The following is a 16,693-nucleotide window of genomic DNA, read 5'->3' on the forward strand; positions in this document are numbered from 1 at the left end:
CTGCCGACGGCCCTTCGCCGCCGGCCCGCGGCGCGGCCGGACCGCGTCCGCGGGTTGACATCAGGCGACGCTTGAAAAGGCGGTACCTCAATGGACAGCACGATGCAGGACTTTCCGTTGACGATCACCGCGATCATGCGGCACGGCTGCGGCGCGCACGGCGCCCGCACGGTCACCACCGCCACCAGTGACGGCTACCGGCGCACGAGCTACCGGGAACTGGGTCAGGACGCCGCGCGGCTGGCGAACGGATTGCGCCGCCTCGGCATTACCGGGGATCAGCGGGTCGCGACGTTCATGTGGAACAACGCCGAACACCTGGCGACCTACCTGGCGGTGCCGTCGATGGGCGCCGTGCTGCACACGCTCAACATCCGCCTCTTCGCCGAACAGATCGTCTATGTCGCCAACGAGGCCGAAGACCAGGTGGTGCTGGTCGACGCGTCGCTGGCCAAGCTGCTCGCCCCGGTGCTGGGCGACCTCAAGACCGTGCACACCGCGATCGTCGTGGGGGAGGGGGACACCTCCGCGTTCGAGGGCTCGGGCAAGACCGTGCTCCGGTACGCCGACGTGCTCGCCGGCGAGCCCACCGAGTTCGACTGGCCGGAGATCGACGAGAAGTCCGCGGCCGCCATGTGCTACACCAGCGGCACCACGGGCAACCCCAAAGGCGTGGTGTACAGCCATCGTTCGAGTTACCTGCACACCATGGCGGCCTGCACCACCAACGGCATCGGCGTGGGTTCCGTGGACAGCGTGCTGCCGATCGTGCCGATGTTCCACGCCAACGCGTGGGGCCTGCCGTATGCGGCGCTGATGGCCGGCGCCGACCTGGTGTTGCCCGACTGCCACCTGGACGCGCGGTCCCTGATCCGGATGGTGGAGGACGAGCGGCCGACCCTCGCGGGCGCGGTGCCCACCATCTGGAACGACGTCCTGCATCGCCTCGAGGACGAACCCGATCACGACATGTCGTCGTTGCGGCTGGTGGTCTGCGGCGGCTCGGCCGTTCCGGTCTCGCTGATGCGCACGTTCGAGGAAAAGCACGGCGTGCAGATCCGGCAGCTGTGGGGCATGACGGAAACGTCGCCCATGGCCACGATGGCGTGGCCGCCCCCGGGAACGCCCGACGACCAGCACTGGGCGTATCGCGCCACCCAGGGCCAGCCGGTCTGCGGGGTGGAGATGCGGATCGTCGACGACGACGGGCAGGTGCTGCCCAACGACGGCAAGGCCGTGGGCGAGGTGGAAGTCCGCGGACCGTGGATCGCCGGCTCCTACTACCTGACGGCCGACGACTCGAAGTTCGACTCCGGCTGGCTGCGCACCGGCGACGTGGGGCGGATCGACGAGCAAGGATTCGTCACCCTGACCGACCGGGCCAAGGACGTCATCAAGTCCGGTGGCGAGTGGATTTCCTCGGTCGAATTGGAGAACGACTTGGTCGGGCACCCGCACGTGGTGGAGGCCGCGGTGGTCGGCGTGCCCGACGAGCGGTGGCAGGAACGGCCGCTGGCCGTCGTGGTGGCCAAGGAAGGCGCCACGGTCAGCGCGGAGGATCTGCGAAAGTTCCTGGCGGAGAAGGTGGCTCGGTGGTGGCTGCCCGAGCGGTGGGCGTTCGTCGAGGAGATTCCCCGCACCAGCGTGGGCAAGTACGACAAGAAGGCCATTCGGGCGCGCTACGCCGAGCATGGCTACTGGGTGGTCGAGGCCCGGGACTGACAACCGATGACACAGCCCCTGGCCGTCGAGCAATCGCATGTGGTGCCGCTCGCGCCCGACAAGGCGTTTCACGGCACGCTGCCCATCCCGCTGCCGGAGATCTTCGGCCACTGGTACGGGCCGTTCCCGCCGATCAAAGAGGTGCGCGACCAGACCGGCGCCTGGGACGCCGCCGGGCAGAGCCGCACGATCGTCCTGGTCGGCGGCAGCGCGCGTGAAGACCTGACCAGTGTCGACCCGCCGCGGTCGTTCGGTTACCGGCTCACCGCGATCCGCGGCCCGATGGCACTGCTGGTCGGCTCCGTCACCGGCGAATGGGCCTTCCGCCCGGCCGGTGACGGCACCGAAATCACTTGGCGCTGGACGATCTACCCCAAGTCGGCCTTGACGGCCCTGGGCCTGCCGCTGTTCGGGATGCTGTGGAAGGGCTACGCGCGGCGGGCGTTGCGCGACCTTGCCGGGGCGTTGACCCGCTGACGCTTGGGTACCGTCGAGACCATGTGTCGACTCTTCGGGCTCCATGCCGGGACGCGGGTCTGCTCGGCGACGTTCTGGTTGCTGGACGCCCCCGACAGCCTGGCCGAACAGAGCAAGAGGAACCCGGACGGCACGGGGTTGGGCGTCTTCGACGAGGGCGGCCGGCCACGGCTGGACAAGCAGCCCATGGCGGCCTGGGAGGACGCCGCGTTCGCCACCGAGGCCCACGAGCTGACCGGCACGACGTTCATCGCGCACGTGCGCTACGCGACGACCGGTTCGCTCGACGTCCGCAACACCCACCCGTTCCTGCAGGACGGGCGGATCTTCGCGCACAACGGCGTGCTGGAGGGGCTCGACGTCCTCGACGAACGGCTGCGCGAGGTCGGCACGGACGCTTTGGTCCTGGGCGACACCGATTCCGAGCGCGTGTTCGCGTTGATCACGGCCTCGATCCGCGCGCTCGACGGCGACGTGACCGCGGGCGTGGCCGACGCCATGAAATGGCTCGCGGCGAACGTGCCGATCTACGCGGTCAACGTGTTACTGAGCACGGCGACCGACGTGTGGGCGCTGCGGTACCCCGAAACCCACGAACTCTACTTTCTGGACCGGTCCGGCGACGATGCCAACCAGGCCCCCGAATTCGACTTGCGCACCAAGCGAATTCACGCGCGATCGGAGCATCTGTGTACCCGCCCGTCGGTGGTGTTCGCCACCGAACGCATGGACACCGACCCGCGCTGGCGCCTGCTCGATCCCGGTGAGCTGGTCCACGTCGACGCCGCGCTGCGGGTCGAGAGGAGCGTGATCCTGCCCGACCCGCCCGCGCACCCGCTGCGGCGGGCGGATCTGAGCGCGCAGGTTCAGGACGCGCAGCACGCGCTGCCGAGCGCTCGGCGGTAGCCCGTGGCGAACAGACGGGCGCTTGTGTTGGCAGGCGGGGGAATTGCCGGAATAGCCTGGGAAACGGGCGTTTTGCGCGGCATCGCCGATGCGTCGCCGGCCGCGGCGGAACTGTTGCTCGCCTCGGACGTGCTGGTGGGGACCTCGGCGGGTTCGGCGGTCGCCGCGCAGATCGGCAGCGGCAGCACGCTCGACGCGCTGTTCGAGCGGCAGGTCGCCGAATCGTCGCCCGAGATCGATTCCGGCGTGGACATCGACACCATCACCGGCATGTTCCTGGCCGCCCTGGCCGAGCCCTACCCGGACCCCGCGGACCGGACGCGGCAGCAGCTGCGGCGGATCGGCGCCGTGGCCGTGGCGACGCAGACCGTTCCGCCGCCCGTGCGCCGCCGGGTGATCGCGCAGCGCCTGCCGTCGCACGACTGGCCGGACCGGGCGCTGCGGGTGACCGCAATCGACGTCGCCACCGGCGAATTGGTCGTTTTCGACCGCGATTCCGGCGTCGACCTCGTCGACGCGGTGGCGGCCAGCTGCGCGGTACCCGGCGCGTGGCCGCCGGTGGCGATCGCGGGCCGGCGCTACATGGACGGCGGGGTCGGCAGCACGATCAACCTCGGCGTGGCCGGCGACTGCGACGCGGCGGTTGTGCTGGTGCCCTCGGGTGCGGACGCGCCGTCGCCATTCGGCCCCGCACCGGCCGCGGAGATCGCCTCCTTCGCCGGCGCGACGCTCGCGGTTTTCGCCGACTCCGGCTCGCTGGCCGCGTTCGGGTCCAATCCGCTGGACCCCAAGTGTCGCGTCGACTCGGCGCTGGCCGGACGCGAGCAGGGCCGACGCGAGGCGCCCGCCGTCGCCCGGTTCTTGGGCGTGTAACCAAATTCGTTGCAGCAGCGTGGATTTCAGTCCTCGGCCGCGGGTAGCGCGGCGCGGTCGTTCTCGAAGGCGTCCAGCGCCTCGTCGGCCAGCGCACGGCCCACGGCGATCACCTCGGCCGCCCGGTGAAATTCCAGGCCCCGGCACGTCGAGCGGGGGATCTCGATCAACAGATCGGGCGGGTAGACCGCCAGCGTATGGCGCGCCAGCGCGGCCTGGGCGATGTCGATCGTCCGATTCATCACCTCGAAGCTGCCCAGCTTCGGGATCTCCGGCCCGATCTCGGCCAGTTCAGCGGTCGTATCATCCTCGGCCCCAGGCGTTTCCGCGTCCAGATCCTCCGACCAGCCGTCCGCTTCCCCGGTGGACCCGCCGAACCTGCCCAGCACGGCGCGCGCGGTCGGCCGGTCGAGCAGCGACCGGGCTGCGGCGGTGTCGAGCAGCGCGGAGGTGCTGCGCACCATGCGATTCAGCCACTCGGCCGTGACGCCGGCCTCGTCGTCGCGCGCCGCGATCGACTCGCTGCCGGACAGGCTCACCGCGATGGTCACGTCGGCGTTGACCGCCGAAAGGGGGGCCATCGGCAGCGGGTCCAGGATGCCGCCGTCGGCGAGCAGGCGCCCGTCGACTTCGTGCGGGGCGATCACGCCCGGGATGGCGATGGACGCGCGGATCGCCTCGTCGACGGGACCGCGCTGAAACCACACCGACTTGCCGGCCAGCAGGTCGGTCGCCACCGCGGTGAAGGGAATGGGCAGCTCCTCGATGGCGACCGGCCCGAGGATGTCGCGCACCGCGTCCAGGATCTTCTCGGCCCGCATCACCCCGGCCGCGCTGATCGAAAAGTCGAGCAGCCGCAGGATGGTGCGCTGCGTCAGCGACTTCGCCCAGTCGGCGAATTCGTCGCGGCGCCCGGCCGCCTCCAGCCCGCCGACCAGCGCGCCCATCGACGAGCCCGCGATCCCGACGATCTCGTAGTCGCGGGCGCGCAGCGCCTCGATCACCCCGATGTGGGCGTAGCCGCGGGCCCCGCCGCTGCCCAGGGCCAGGGCCACGCGGGTGGGTGAGGATCGGCGTCCCTCCGGCATGCCTTCATTTTGCGCGGCGCGAGCGCCCCGCACCGGCCGGGTGGGCACTTTATGTACCCGTGAATTCAATCGCGCACGAGTTCGAAGGGGCTAGCCGCATTCGTCGTTGGCGGCGGCCCGCGCGGCCGTGATCACGGCCGCCTGCCGGGCCGGCGTCAGGTCCGCCCAGCGGGCGTTCCAGCTGCCCGCGGTGCCCGACGGTGCGGCCTGGACCATCCCCAGATAGGGCTCGAACAGCGACTGACCGGTCCGTGGCTGGGCGTCCATCCACACTTTCGCGGCGTGACAGGCCTGGTAATACTCTTCCTCGGTCGAATTCGCGGGAACGTCGACCCGGGTCGTCACGCCGGCGGGGGACAGCCCGACCGCCCCCGGCGGCGCCGCGCCGGGGCCCGGCGGCCGCGCCGGCGAGGACGCGGGCGTGCCGGTCGGGGCGCCCGACGAGCACCCCGCGACCCCCGACAACCCGACCGCCACGACGACGAGCGTGCCCCACAGTCGGGGTCGATGACCGCACCAGCGCACCCTGCCAATCTATGCAACACTGGCGGCCGTGATGGAGCGCTTCGGATTTTGCGAGTGTTGTCGGCCCTAACCCGCCGCCGCCCGTCCGATCCCGTTTCTCTGGAGCTCCACCATGTCGTTGCCCTTAGCGAGCCGTGCGCCCGTCGCCGCCCCCGCCGCGTTGCGCCCGCGCACCATCTCGTCCCCGGCGTCCGGGCCCACCCGCCTGCGGGTTCCCGACCTCCTGCACGCCACCGACCAGGCCGCCGACGATGTGCTGAGCGGACGGTGCGACCACTTGCTGCCCCCGGGCGGGATCCCCGAGTCGCGCCGCTGGTTCACCCGCATCCACGGTGACGAGGAGCTGGACGTCTGGCTGATCAGCTGGGTCCCCGGTCATCACACCGAGCTGCACGACCACGGCGGATCCCTGGGCGCGCTGACGGTCGTGTCCGGGTCGCTCAACGAGTTCCGGTGGGATGGCCGCGCGCTGCGGCACCGCCGGTTGGACGCCGGCGATCAGGCCGGGTTTCCCCTGGGTTGGGTGCACGACGTGGTGTGGGCGCCGCGCCCCGTGTCGGTGCCCGTCGCACCGCGGCCGTCGCTGAGCGTGCATGCCTACTCGCCGCCGCTGACCGCGATGTCCTACTACGAGGTGACCGGCCGAAATCGGTTGCGCCGCCAACGGACCGAACTGACCGACCAACCGGAAGGACCGTGATGAGCCGCATCGACGTCGTGTTGAGATCCGCCCGGCGCCGCCTCCGCCGTCTTCCCGCCGCCGAAGTTCCCGAAGCGATCCGGCGCGGGGCGGTGCTGGTCGACATCCGGCCGGAGGCCCAGCGTTTGCGCGAGGGCGAGATCCCCGGCGCGCTGGTGATCGAGCGCAACGTCTTGGAGTGGCGCTGCGACCCGACCAGCGACGCCAGGCTGCCCGAGGCCGTCGGCGACGACGTCGAATGGGTGATCGTGTGCTCGGAGGGCTACACGTCCAGCCTCGCGGCGGCCGCGCTGCTCGACATCGGCCTGCACCGTGCCACGGACGTCGTCGGCGGCTATCACGCGCTCGCGGAAGCCCATGTGCTCGAACAGCTTTCGGGGGCCCCGGTCGACGCCGGGCCGGGACTGTTCGCCGACTCCGGGCGCCGCTGGCTCTAGCTACCCGGTGGAGGTGGCATCCGAATGCAGCAGCGGCCGTAGCCTGTTGGTCTTCTCCGGCGTCCAACCCGGCGGGGAGAGCACCGCGGCCCAACCGTCGGCCGCGTCGGCGACGTAGTGGTGGCCGTGCCCCTCGGGCACGTCGACCGCCACCGCCATATCCGCCGACACCTGCAGAAACGTCACCACCGGGATCCAATGTGTTTCGGGCAGCACGTCGTAGCCCCGCCGCTCCCGCAGCCAATCGGGTTGGCTGAACAGCAGATCGGGGGACCACCAGGCGATCGGATCCGAGGCGTGCTGCAGATAGACCACCCGCGGTCGGTCCCACGCGGAGTTCGGGCGGCCCAAATTGCTTGGGCGCGCGACGAACCGGACGTACTTGCCGTGGTCGTAGATCGGCAGCCACTCCGGGGAACCGGCGTCGCGCGTGGAGGTCAGGTCGGTCCAGATGGTGTTCTGGAACGTCGGTCCGCTGAACAGGGCGCCGTCGGTGCGCGCGAGGACGTTGTTGAGGCTCATGAACGGCGCCTCGCCGCCGAACGATCCCAGGCTTTCGCCGAAGACGACGAGCTTGGGCCGTTGGGCCTCGGGCATCTGGCGAATCAGGCGATCGACGGCCTCGAACAGCGCCTGCCCGGCGTGCCGGGCGTTCTCCTTGTCCACCAGGAAGGACAGCCAGCTCGGCAGGAACGAGTACTGCATGCTGACGATCGCGGTGTTGCCGTTGTACATGTACTCGAGCGCGTCGGCCTCGGCCTCGTTGATCCAGCCGGTGCCGGTGGTCGTGGCGACGGCGACGACCGCGCGCTGCAGCCCGCCGGTGCGCTGCAACTCGCGCGCGGCGAGTTCGGCGGTCGCAGTGATGCCGTCCGCGGAGTTCAGCCCGGCGTAGGCGCGGATCGGTTCGGCCGCCGGCACGCCGTTGAACGCGCTGAGCTGGGCGACCGTGGGCCCGGCCTCCACGAAGATGCGGCCTTGGTGGCCAAGGGATTCCCACGACACGAGCGACTCGGGGCCACCGGATCGCAGCGGCGTCTTCGGCGGCGCGGTGTCGGGATTCATCTCGTTGTTCGCCGAGGCGAAGGTGTTGTTCATGGTGCGCATCGCGAACTTGAGCACGACACCGTTGAGCAAGGTGATGGTGAGCACCACCAGCAACGCCACCACGATGGTCGCCGACAGTCGGAATGGCGCGATGCGGTCGACCTGAGCGACCAGGAACCTGACCAGCAACCGGATGAACTGGCCGATCTCGACGAGCGAGAACAGCACCACCACGGACAGCCCCGCGGCCACCGGGTAGTCGTACCACTGCAGGTGCGCGACGCCCATCAGGTCGCGCACGTTGTCCTGCCAGACGTGGAACCAGATCGCCATCAACACCATGCCGAGCGCACCGACCGGGATCAGCACCATCCACGCCCACCGCGGCGGCGGCGGGCTGTGATCCTTGGCGCGCATGTAACGGACCAGCCATACGGCGAAAACGCCCAGCCCGTAACCGATGGCGCCGGAGATCCCGCTGACCAACGCCTGGAACAGCGCCCCGCGGGGCAGCAGTGACGGCGTCATGGAGAACCAGATGAAGACGAGCCCGACCGCGGTGCCGGTGAACGTGTAATGGCGTACCCACCAAGGCTTTCGGGTCGAGGGCGGCGCCTCGCTTTCCGGGGCGGCCTCGGGTCCGGCCTCCGGGCCCGGGGCTTCCTCGGTGACGGCTGATCCGGGTTCGCTCATCGCAGGCCTACCGGTGCGTGAAGTTGGGAGTGCGCTTTTCGATGAACGCCGTCATGCCCTCGGACTGGTCCTCGGTCGCGAAGGTCGAGTGAAAGAGCCGACGTTCGTAGAGCAGCCCCTCGGTCAGGGTCGATTCGAACGCGCGGTTGACGGCCTCCTTGGCCATCCGGGCCGCCGACCGCGACATTTGGGAGATGGTGGTGGCGACGGCCTTGGCCTCGGTCAGCAGGTCGTCGGCCGGCACGACGCGCGAAACCAGGCCGCTGCGTTCGGCTTCGGCGGCGCCGATGGTGCGCCCGGTCAGGATGAGGTCCATGGCCTTGGCCTTGCCGATGGCGCGGGTCAGCCGCTGCGAGCCGCCCATGCCGGGCAACACGCCGAGTTTGATCTCCGGCTGACCGAATTTCGCGGTGTCCGCGGCGATCAGCAGGTCGCACATCATGGCGAGCTCGCAGCCGCCGCCGAGCGCGTGGCCGGCCACCGCGGCGATGGTCGGGGTGCGTACGGCGGCCAGTTTGGCCCACGGGGCGAAGAAGTCCGCGTCGAACGCCTCGGCGAACGTCAGCCCGGCCATCTCCTTGATGTCGGCGCCCGCGGCGAACGCCTTGGCCGATCCGGTGATGATGATCGCCCCGATCCCCGGATCCTTATCGAATTCCGTTGCCGCCGCAGTGACTTCGTTCATCACCTGGGTGTTAAGCGCGTTGAGCGCCTTCGGCCGGTTCAGGGTGATGATGCCGACGCGCTCCTCGCGCTCGACCAGGATGGTTTCGTAGCTGCTGGAGGTCGTGTCTGTCACCGAATCGCCTTTCTAGAAGCTCAGGTCGTCGTCGACCGGGGTGAAATACGCTTCGACGTCGGCCGCGGTCACCTCGGCCAGCGTCGCCGGCGACCACTGCGGGTTGCGATCCTTGTCGATCAGCTGCGCCCGGATGCCCTCCACCAGGTCGTGTGACCGCAGCGACGCCGACGACACCCGATAGTCCTGAACGAGAACGTCTTTCACCGTGTCGAGTTTCGCGGCGCGCCGGATGGCCGCCAAGGTCACCGACAACGAGATCGGCGAGCGGGTGGCGATCAGGTCGGCGGCCTCGCCGGCGGGGCCGCCGCGCCCGCGAAGCGCGGCGACGATGTCTTCGACCGTGTCGCCGGAGTAGCAATCGTCGATCCAATCCCGTTGTGCGACAAGCTCACTGGGCGGCGGCTCAACCGCATGCCGGGACAGCGCGCTGTCGACTCCCTCGGCGACGACCGCCCGGGTGAACGCCTCGAGGCCTTCGTGCGGCACGTAGTGGTCGGCGAATCCCATCGCGATGGCGTCGGCGCCGGTGAACGGCGCCCCGGTGAGCGCGGCGTGCCGGCCCAGCCCGCCGGGCGCCCGGGACAGCAGGAACATCCCGCCGACGTCGGGCACGAAGCCGATGCCAACCTCCGGCATCGCGATCTTGGAGGTATCGTTCACCACCCGGGTGTCCGCGTGCGCGCTGACGCCGACGCCGCCACCCATCACGATGCCGTCCATCAGCGCCACGTACGGCTTGGCGAAGTCGGCGATCTGGGCGTTGAGCTGATACTCGTCGCGCCAGAACCGCCGCGCCTCGACCCCGTCCTTGCGGGCGCTGTGATAGATCGAGACCACGTCGCCGCCCGCGCACAACCCGCGTTCGCCGGCGCCGGAGAGCACCACCGCCCGCACCGCGTCGTCGGCCGCCCAGCGGGTGAGGACGGCGCTCAGCGCGTCCACCATCGGCTGGTTGAGCGAATTGATCGCCTTGGGGCGGTTGAGCGTGATCAGACCGACGTTGCCGTCGACACGGGTGAGAACCTCATCGGATTCGTCGGTCACGCCCTGGCCTCCCATCGCCATCCTCGACGAAAAATCTAGATCGTGACGACCGGCGCGATACCCGCGGGTAAGGGTTATCTTTAACGCGACGACATGGGAACCCGGACGGGACGCTGATCGTTGAGATTGTGTTCGCACAGCTCGAAGCCAATAGAGAGGATCCGACGGTGCGGGAGACAAGCAATCCGGTATTTCGTTCGTTGCCCAAGCAACAGGGCGGATACGCGCAATTCGGCACGGGCGCGGCCCCGATGCCCGGGTATGGTGCCGACCCCTACGCGGCCCCCTACCAGGCCCCGTACCAGGAGGCCAGGGCCTCGCGCCCGCTGACCATCGATGACGTCGTCACCAAGACCGGCATCACGCTGGCCGTGCTGGCGGTGTCCGCGGTGGTGTCCTACTTCTTGGTGGCGTCCAACCTCGCGCTGGCGATGCCGCTGACCATGATCGGCGCGCTCGGCGGCCTGGGCCTGGTGCTGGTCGCCACCTTCGGCCGCAAGCAGGACAGTCCGGCCATCGTGCTCAGTTACGCCGTGCTCGAGGGGCTGTTCCTGGGCGCCGTCTCGTTCGTGTTCGCCAACTTCTCGGTCTCGCACGCGAACGCGGGCGCCCTGATCGGGGAGGCCGTCCTGGGCACCTTCGGGGTGTTCTTCGGAATGCTCGTCGTCTACAAGACGGGCGCGATCCGGGTGACGCCCAAGTTCACCCGGATGCTGGTCGCCGCCATGTTCGGCGTGCTGGCCCTGATGCTGGGCAACTTCGTGCTCGCGATGTTCCACGTCGGCGGCGGCACCGGCCTGGGCCTGCGCAGCGGCGGGACGGTCGCGATCATCTTCTCGCTGGTCTGCATCGGCATCGCGGCGTTCAGCTTCCTGATCGACTTCGATGCGGCCGACCAGATGGTGCGCGCCGGCGCGCCGGACAAGGCGGCCTGGGGCATCGCCCTCGGCCTGACCGTGACCCTGGTCTGGCTGTACCTCGAGATCCTGCGTCTGCTCAGTTACCTGCAGAACGACTAGTTCTCGTCAACGAAAAGACCGGCACGCCCTTGGCGTGCCGGTCTTTTCGTGCTCGGCGCCTCTGGGTGCACACCCGAATCCCCGGACGCACCCTCGACGAGTCGCGGCAGATCCGTCAGCTGAGCCGCTCGATGATCATCGCCATGCCCTGCCCGCCGCCGACGCACATGGTCTCCAAGCCCAGCGTCTTGTCGTGCGTCTGCAGGTTGTTGATCAGCGTGGTCGCGATCCGTGCGCCGGTCATGCCGAACGGGTGGCCCAGCGCGATCGCGCCGCCGGACACGTTCAGCTTCTCCTCGTCCATGCCCAGCTCGCGCGCCGACCCCAGCACCTGGACGGCGAACGCCTCGTTGATCTCGTAGAGGTCGATGTCGTTGATCGACATGCCGGCGCGGGCCAGCGCCTTCTTGGACGCCTCGATCGGGCCCAGGCCCATGATCTCCGGCGAGAGGCCGCTCACGCCGGTGGACACGATGCGCGCCAACGGCGTCAGGCCGAGTTCCTTGGCCTTGGTGTCGCTGGTGATCACCAGCGCGGCGGCGCCGTCGTTCAGCGGGCAGGCGTTGCCCGCGGTGACGGTGCCGTTGGGCCGGAACACCGGCTTGAGCTCGGAAACCTTCTCGTACGTGGTGCCCGCGCGCGGCCCGTCATCCTTATTCACGGTCGTGCCGTCCGGCAGGGTCACCGGGGTGATCTCCCGCTCGAAGAACCCGCTGTTGATCGCCTCCTCCGCCCGGTTCTGGCTGCGCACGCCCCAGCGGTCCTGCTCTTCGCGGCTGACGCCGGTCAAGATGGCGACGTTCTCGGCGGTCTGGCCCATGGCGATGTAGACGTCGGGCAGGTTGCCGTCGGCGCGGGGGTCGTGCCACTCGTCGGCCCCCGCGGCCGCCGTCGACGTCCGCTCCTGGGCCTCGTCGAACAGGGGGTTCTTGGTGTCGGGCCACGAGTCGGAGTTGCCCTTGCCGAACCGGGACACCGTCTCCACGCCCGCGGAGATGAACGCGTCACCCTCGCCGGCCTTGATCGCGTGGAACGCCATCCGCGTCGTCTGCAGCGAGGACGAGCAGTACCGGTTCACGGTGGTGCCGGGCAGGAAGTCGAAGCCGAGCTCGACGGCGACGACGCGGGCCATGTTGAAGCCGGACTCGCCGCCCGGCAGACCGCAGCCCAGGATCAGGTCGTCGATCTGGTGCGGGTTGAGGGCCGGCACCTTGTCCAGCGCGGCCCGCACCATCTGGGCGGCAAGGTCGTCGGGCCGCATGGACACCAGCGACCCCTTCATCGCCCGGCCGATCGGCGAGCGAACGGCGGAGACAATTACGGCTTCAGGCATGACGGTTCCCTTCAAATCCCTTCCGGATGGGACAAGCTCGCTCCGTACACCGGGTGGGTGATTCCACGCCGACGGGCTAGCACGAATCTAGTCGTTGCCGACCGGTGGGTGCGCAGACGGGGCGGGTCCCGGCACCGGGCGCCGCCACAGCCGCGACATCACGCTGTGCCGGGTGTGGCGCGGGCCGAGCACCGGCTCGGTCGTCGACGCCGCCAACTCCAGCGGCGGCAGGTCGACCTCGACGTCCAACGCTTCGCACAGCGCGCGCAGCAGCGCGTCGGCCGCGATCGCGTACGCCGGGGCGGACGGGTGAAAGCCGTCCGGTGAGAACATCACGTGGGGCGTGGAGCGGAATTGCGGGGTCAGCAACTGCGCCAGCGGCACCGGCAGGCCGCCGGCGGCCCGAACCGCCGCGGCCTGGGCGCGCGCGAGTTGCGAACAGCGCTCGTGCGCCAGCGACCGAAGTGGTTGGGGGATCGCGGTGATGACCCCCAGATCCGGGCACGTGCCGGCGATCACCACCGCGCCGCGGGCGCGCAGCTTGCGGACGCTCAGCCCGAGCCGCTGCGCCGACTGGCTGACACCGTTGAGGGCGGTCACGTCGTTGGCGCCGACCATGATCACCGCCGCGTCCGGCGGCGCTCCCGCCACGAACATGGCGTCAACCTGGCCGCACACACCCTTCGACGTCGCCCCGACGATGGCCTTGGTGCTCAGCCGGATCCGCTTGCCGGTCTGCTCGGCGAGGCCGCGCGCGATCCGCACGCCCGGCACCTCCTCGGCGCTCACGCAGCCGTAGCCGGCGGCGGTCGAGTCGCCGAAGATCATCAGGCTCAGGTCGAAGGGCACGCCGCGGTGCCACCGTTCCACCGGGCCGCCGCCCGGGCTGTACACGCCGTCGGCGCGCGGGGGAATGTCCCACGACTTGGGGATGACCGTGCGCGCGTGTGTCGCCTGGCCGACTAGCAGGTTGCGCGCCCCCAGGTATGCGGTTCCTGTCGAGGCGAGTGCGCCTGCGGTGGCCAGGGCGATCGCCGAACGGCGAGGCACCCGCATGGTCACGGTGTCCAGTTTAGATGCGCTCGCATGTTTGCGGGGCTCGCTGATCAACAATGTGGTCACGGCCCGAACCGAACTTGGTAACAAATCGGACTCTTTAAACGTTCTCTTAAGAAGTGGCTGTCAAGCTGAGTTCGCGGGGTTGGCTGAGCGCCCGGCGCGAACGGCTGAACCAGACGCTCAGCTGCCTCGTCACATGCTGTATCGCACTACAACGGCGTAGAAAGTGTTGAGCATGAGCGCACCCGGCAGAGTATCCGGCTTCCCCCGGAATGCCCTTCGTCCTCACGAAGTCCTTAGGGTTCGGCGGGTTAAGACCCGCAAGTTCGCCATGAGCGATGGGGCGCCCGTCGAGGTTCTCGAATCGGGGCCCAGCGTTGCTGCGCGGGTGGCGAACCTGACGTCGCGGGTGACCATCCGGCCGGTGCTGTCCGCCGGCAGCCACGTCCCGAACTTCCCCTGGCCCTGGGGCCTGATCGACCTGGCCGCCCGCGTGGTCCTCCCGGTGTCGGCCACCGTCCGCGAGACGGTGAAACTGCCCAACGCGTCCGCGCAGCTGGTGCGCGCGCCCGGAGTGCTGCCCGCCGACGGCACCCGCCGCGTGGTCGTCTACTTCCACGGCGGGGCGTTTTTGACCTGCGGGGCGAACTCGCACGGCCGGCTGGTCGAGACCCTGTCGAGGTTCGCCGACTCGCCCGTCCTGGTGGTCAACTACCGGCTGCTGCCCAAGCATTCGATCGGGATGGCCCTCGACGACTGCCACGACGGCTACCAGTGGCTGCGGCTGCACGGATACCAGCCCGAGCAGATCGTGCTGGCCGGCGACTCGGCGGGCGGCTACCTGGCGCTCGCGCTGGCGCAGCGCCTCCAGGCCGAAGACGAGGAGCCGGCGGCCCTGGTGATGATTTCGCCGCTGCTGCAGCTGGCCAAGGAAAACAAGCAGGCGCATCCCAACATCAACACCGACGCGATGTTCTCGCACCGGGCCTTCGACGCGCTGGCCGCGCTGGTGGCCAGCGCGGCCGACAAGCACAAGACCGCGGGGCGGCCCGAGGAGATATACGAGCCGTTGGAGCACATCAAAGCGGGCCTGCCGCGGACGCTGATCCACGTCTCCGGGTCCGAGGTGTTGCTGCACGACGCGCGACTGGCGGCCGACCGGCTCGCGGCGGCCGGGGTGCCGGCCGAGGTGCGGGTGTGGCCCGGCCAGATCCACGACTTCCAGCTGGCCGCCCCGATGGTGCCGGAGGCGGTCCGCTCGCTGCGCCAGATCGGCGACTATATCCGCGAGGCCACCGAGTAGCGACCGCCGTCGGACCGCCGGGGCGAGCACATCGTGCACCCGCGGAACCCGCCTGACACCATGAAGGCATGCGGATCGCCCAGCACATCAGTGAGCTCATCGGCGGCACGCCGCTCGTTCGCCTGAATTCCGTCGTTCCCGACGGCGCCGGAACCGTGGCCGCCAAGGTCGAGTACCTCAATCCCGGTGGTAGCTCGAAGGATCGGATCGCGGCGCGGATGATCGACGCCGCCGAGGCGAGCGGGCTGTTGAAGCCCGGCGGCACCATCGTCGAACCGACCTCGGGCAACACCGGCGTCGGCCTGGCGCTGGTGGCCCAGCAGCGCGGCTACAAGTGCGTGTTCGTCTGCCCCGACAAGGTCGGCGAGGACAAGCGCAACGTGCTGCTCGCCTACGGCGCGGAGGTGGTGGTGTGCCCGACGGCGGTCCCGCCCGAGCACCCGGACAGCTACTACAGCGTCTCCGACCGGCTGACCCGTGAGATCGACGGCGCCTGGAAGCCCGATCAGTACGCCAACCCGGAAGGCCCGGCCAGCCACTACGCCACCACCGGCCCGGAGATCTGGGCCGACACCGACGGCAAGATCACCCACTTCGTCGCCGGCATCGGCACTGGCGGCACGATCACCGGCGCGGGCCGCTACCTCAAAGAGGTGTCGGGCGGGACCGTCCGCGTCATCGGCGCCGACCCCGAGGGCTCGGTGTATTCCGGCGGCACCGGACGGCCCTACCTGGTCGAGGGCGTGGGCGAGGACTTCTGGCCGGCCGCCTACGACCCGACCGTGCCCGACCAGATCATCGCGGTGTCCGACTCCGACTCGTTCGACATGACCCGGCGGCTGGCCCGCGAGGAGGCGATGCTGGTCGGGGGGTCGTGCGGAATGGCGGTGGTGGCCGCGCTGAAGGTCGCCGAGGAGGCCGGCCCCGACTCGCTGGTCGTGGTGCTGCTGCCCGACGGCGGCCGCGGCTACATGGCGAAGATCTTCAACGACGCCTGGATGTCGTCGTACGGCTTCCTGCGCAGCCGCCTCGACGGTTCCACCGAGGAGTCCACGGTGGGCGACGTGCTGCGCGGCAAATCCGGCGCCCTTCCCGACCTGGTGCACACCCATCCGTCCGAAACCGTGCGCGACGCCATCGGCATCCTGCGCGAGTACGAGGTGTCGCAGATGCCCGTGGTCGGCGCCGAGCCGCCGGTGATGGCCGGCGAGGTCGCGGGCAGCGTCTCCGAGCGCGAGCTGCTGTCGGCCGTCTTCGAGGGCCGGGCCAAGCTGGCCGACGCCGTCGCGCAGCACATGAGCCCGCCGCTGCCGATGATCGGCGCGGGCGAGTTGGTCAGCGCGGCCGGCAAGGCGCTGCGCGACTGGGACGCCTTGATGGTGGTCGAGGAGGGCAAGCCGGTCGGCGTGATCACCCGATATGACCTGCTCGGATTCCTCTCGGACGGGCCGCGGCGACGCTAGCGGGGCGCGCGACGCAAGTCTCGCCCGGCCGCTGCGCGCTCAGGTACTGTAATGCGGCCTGGTTCAGCTGGTCCGCAGTGGAAGGGTGCTCATGACCGATCAACCGCCGTCCGGCGGCTCCTACCCGCCACCTCCGCCGTCGCCCGGATCACCGGGTGGGCAGGAGACCCCGCCCGCACCCACCGGCGCATCGGCGCTGGTG

Annotated in this window: 16 protein-coding genes; 9 read left to right on the plus strand and 7 right to left on the minus strand. The window is 69.9% G+C overall.

The genetic code is table 11. The annotated features are described in order from the left end of the window. The first annotated feature begins 90 nt into the window (after window positions 1-90). From A5730_RS05155 to A5730_RS05170, 4 genes are read left to right on the plus strand one after another with little or no spacing between them, the layout of a single operon-like run. Window positions 91-1,722 (plus strand): long-chain fatty acid--CoA ligase, encoded by a 1,632-nt coding sequence (locus A5730_RS05155; RefSeq protein WP_067896544.1) that lies wholly within the window; start codon window positions 91-93, stop codon window positions 1,720-1,722. 6 nt (window positions 1,723-1,728) lie between these two features. Continuing rightward, window positions 1,729-2,199, plus strand: a complete 471-nt coding sequence (locus A5730_RS05160; RefSeq protein WP_067896547.1) for an SRPBCC family protein — start codon at window positions 1,729-1,731, stop codon at window positions 2,197-2,199. A gap of 21 nt (window positions 2,200-2,220) precedes the next feature. Continuing rightward, window positions 2,221-3,105, plus strand: coding sequence for a class II glutamine amidotransferase (locus A5730_RS05165; protein WP_067896581.1), 885 nt, complete (start codon window positions 2,221-2,223; stop codon window positions 3,103-3,105). 3 nt (window positions 3,106-3,108) lie between these two features. After that, window positions 3,109-3,978 carry a patatin-like phospholipase family protein gene (locus tag A5730_RS05170; protein ID WP_067896550.1) on the plus strand — a complete coding sequence of 290 codons (870 nt, stop codon included), beginning with the start codon at window positions 3,109-3,111 and terminating at the stop codon, window positions 3,976-3,978. Between the two features lie 26 nt (window positions 3,979-4,004). On the opposite strand, the gene A5730_RS05175 is transcribed toward A5730_RS05170, so the two are convergent. Continuing rightward, window positions 4,005-5,066, minus strand: coding sequence for a patatin-like phospholipase family protein (locus A5730_RS05175; protein WP_067896583.1), 1,062 nt, complete (start codon window positions 5,064-5,066; stop codon window positions 4,005-4,007). 90 nt (window positions 5,067-5,156) lie between these two features. Further along, window positions 5,157-5,591, minus strand: a complete 435-nt coding sequence (locus tag A5730_RS05180; RefSeq protein WP_067896553.1) for a lipoprotein LpqV — start codon at window positions 5,589-5,591, stop codon at window positions 5,157-5,159. Between the two features lie 112 nt (window positions 5,592-5,703). Here A5730_RS05180 and A5730_RS05185 point away from each other — a divergent pair, with 112 nt between their 5' ends. Together A5730_RS05185 and A5730_RS05190 are read left to right on the plus strand one after the other, a co-directional pair. Beyond that, window positions 5,704-6,291, plus strand: coding sequence for a cysteine dioxygenase family protein (locus A5730_RS05185; protein ID WP_067896556.1), 588 nt, complete (start codon window positions 5,704-5,706; stop codon window positions 6,289-6,291). After that, window positions 6,291-6,728 (plus strand): rhodanese-like domain-containing protein, encoded by a 438-nt coding sequence (locus A5730_RS05190; protein WP_067896559.1) that lies wholly within the window; start codon window positions 6,291-6,293, stop codon window positions 6,726-6,728. The genes A5730_RS05185 and A5730_RS05190 overlap by 1 nt, the downstream gene beginning before the upstream one ends. Here the strand turns inward: A5730_RS05190 and A5730_RS05195 are convergent, their stop codons facing one another. The 3 genes from A5730_RS05195 to A5730_RS05205 are packed head-to-tail and all read right to left on the minus strand — an operon-like array spanning window position 6,729 to window position 10,314. Beyond that, the gene (locus tag A5730_RS05195; protein ID WP_067896562.1) at window positions 6,729-8,468 is read right to left on the minus strand and encodes an alpha/beta-hydrolase family protein; all 1,740 of its coding nucleotides are present in this window, start codon (window positions 8,466-8,468) and stop codon (window positions 6,729-6,731) included. Window positions 8,469-8,475: 7 nt separating this feature from the next. Continuing rightward, on the minus strand, window positions 8,476-9,267 hold the full coding sequence (locus tag A5730_RS05200; protein ID WP_055404027.1) for an enoyl-CoA hydratase: 792 nt from the start codon (window positions 9,265-9,267) through the stop codon (window positions 8,476-8,478). 12 nt (window positions 9,268-9,279) lie between these two features. Then, on the minus strand, window positions 9,280-10,314 hold the full coding sequence (locus A5730_RS05205) for an enoyl-CoA hydratase/isomerase family protein (RefSeq protein ID WP_067896586.1): 1,035 nt from the start codon (window positions 10,312-10,314) through the stop codon (window positions 9,280-9,282). A 167-nt stretch (window positions 10,315-10,481) separates the two neighbouring features. On the opposite strand from A5730_RS05205, the gene A5730_RS05210 reads away from it, so the two are divergent. Beyond that, entirely contained in the window at window positions 10,482-11,333 is an 852-nt protein-coding gene (locus tag A5730_RS05210; RefSeq protein ID WP_055404042.1) for a Bax inhibitor-1/YccA family protein, read from the plus strand. A 115-nt stretch (window positions 11,334-11,448) separates the two neighbouring features. On the opposite strand, the gene A5730_RS05215 is transcribed toward A5730_RS05210, so the two are convergent. Both A5730_RS05215 and A5730_RS05220 read right to left on the minus strand, forming a co-directional pair. Beyond that, entirely contained in the window at window positions 11,449-12,666 is a 1,218-nt protein-coding gene (locus A5730_RS05215; protein WP_067896566.1) for an acetyl-CoA C-acetyltransferase, read from the minus strand. An 87-nt stretch (window positions 12,667-12,753) separates the two neighbouring features. Further along, window positions 12,754-13,716: an SGNH/GDSL hydrolase family protein gene (locus tag A5730_RS05220; RefSeq protein WP_156745696.1), complete on the minus strand. Its 963-nt coding sequence runs from the start codon at window positions 13,714-13,716 to the stop codon at window positions 12,754-12,756. A 244-nt stretch (window positions 13,717-13,960) separates the two neighbouring features. Between A5730_RS05220 and A5730_RS05225 the strand changes: the two genes are divergently transcribed. Beyond that, window positions 13,961-15,028, plus strand: a complete 1,068-nt coding sequence (locus A5730_RS05225) for an alpha/beta hydrolase (protein ID WP_067896569.1) — start codon at window positions 13,961-13,963, stop codon at window positions 15,026-15,028. Between the two features lie 68 nt (window positions 15,029-15,096). Then, window positions 15,097-16,491 (plus strand): cystathionine beta-synthase, encoded by a 1,395-nt coding sequence (locus A5730_RS05230; protein ID WP_067896573.1) that lies wholly within the window; start codon window positions 15,097-15,099, stop codon window positions 16,489-16,491. Window positions 16,492-16,693: the final 202 nt, after the last annotated feature.

The organism is Mycobacterium sp. ACS4054 (assembly GCF_001667275.1).
In the GTDB taxonomy this organism is placed as follows: domain Bacteria; phylum Actinomycetota; class Actinomycetes; order Mycobacteriales; family Mycobacteriaceae; genus Mycobacterium.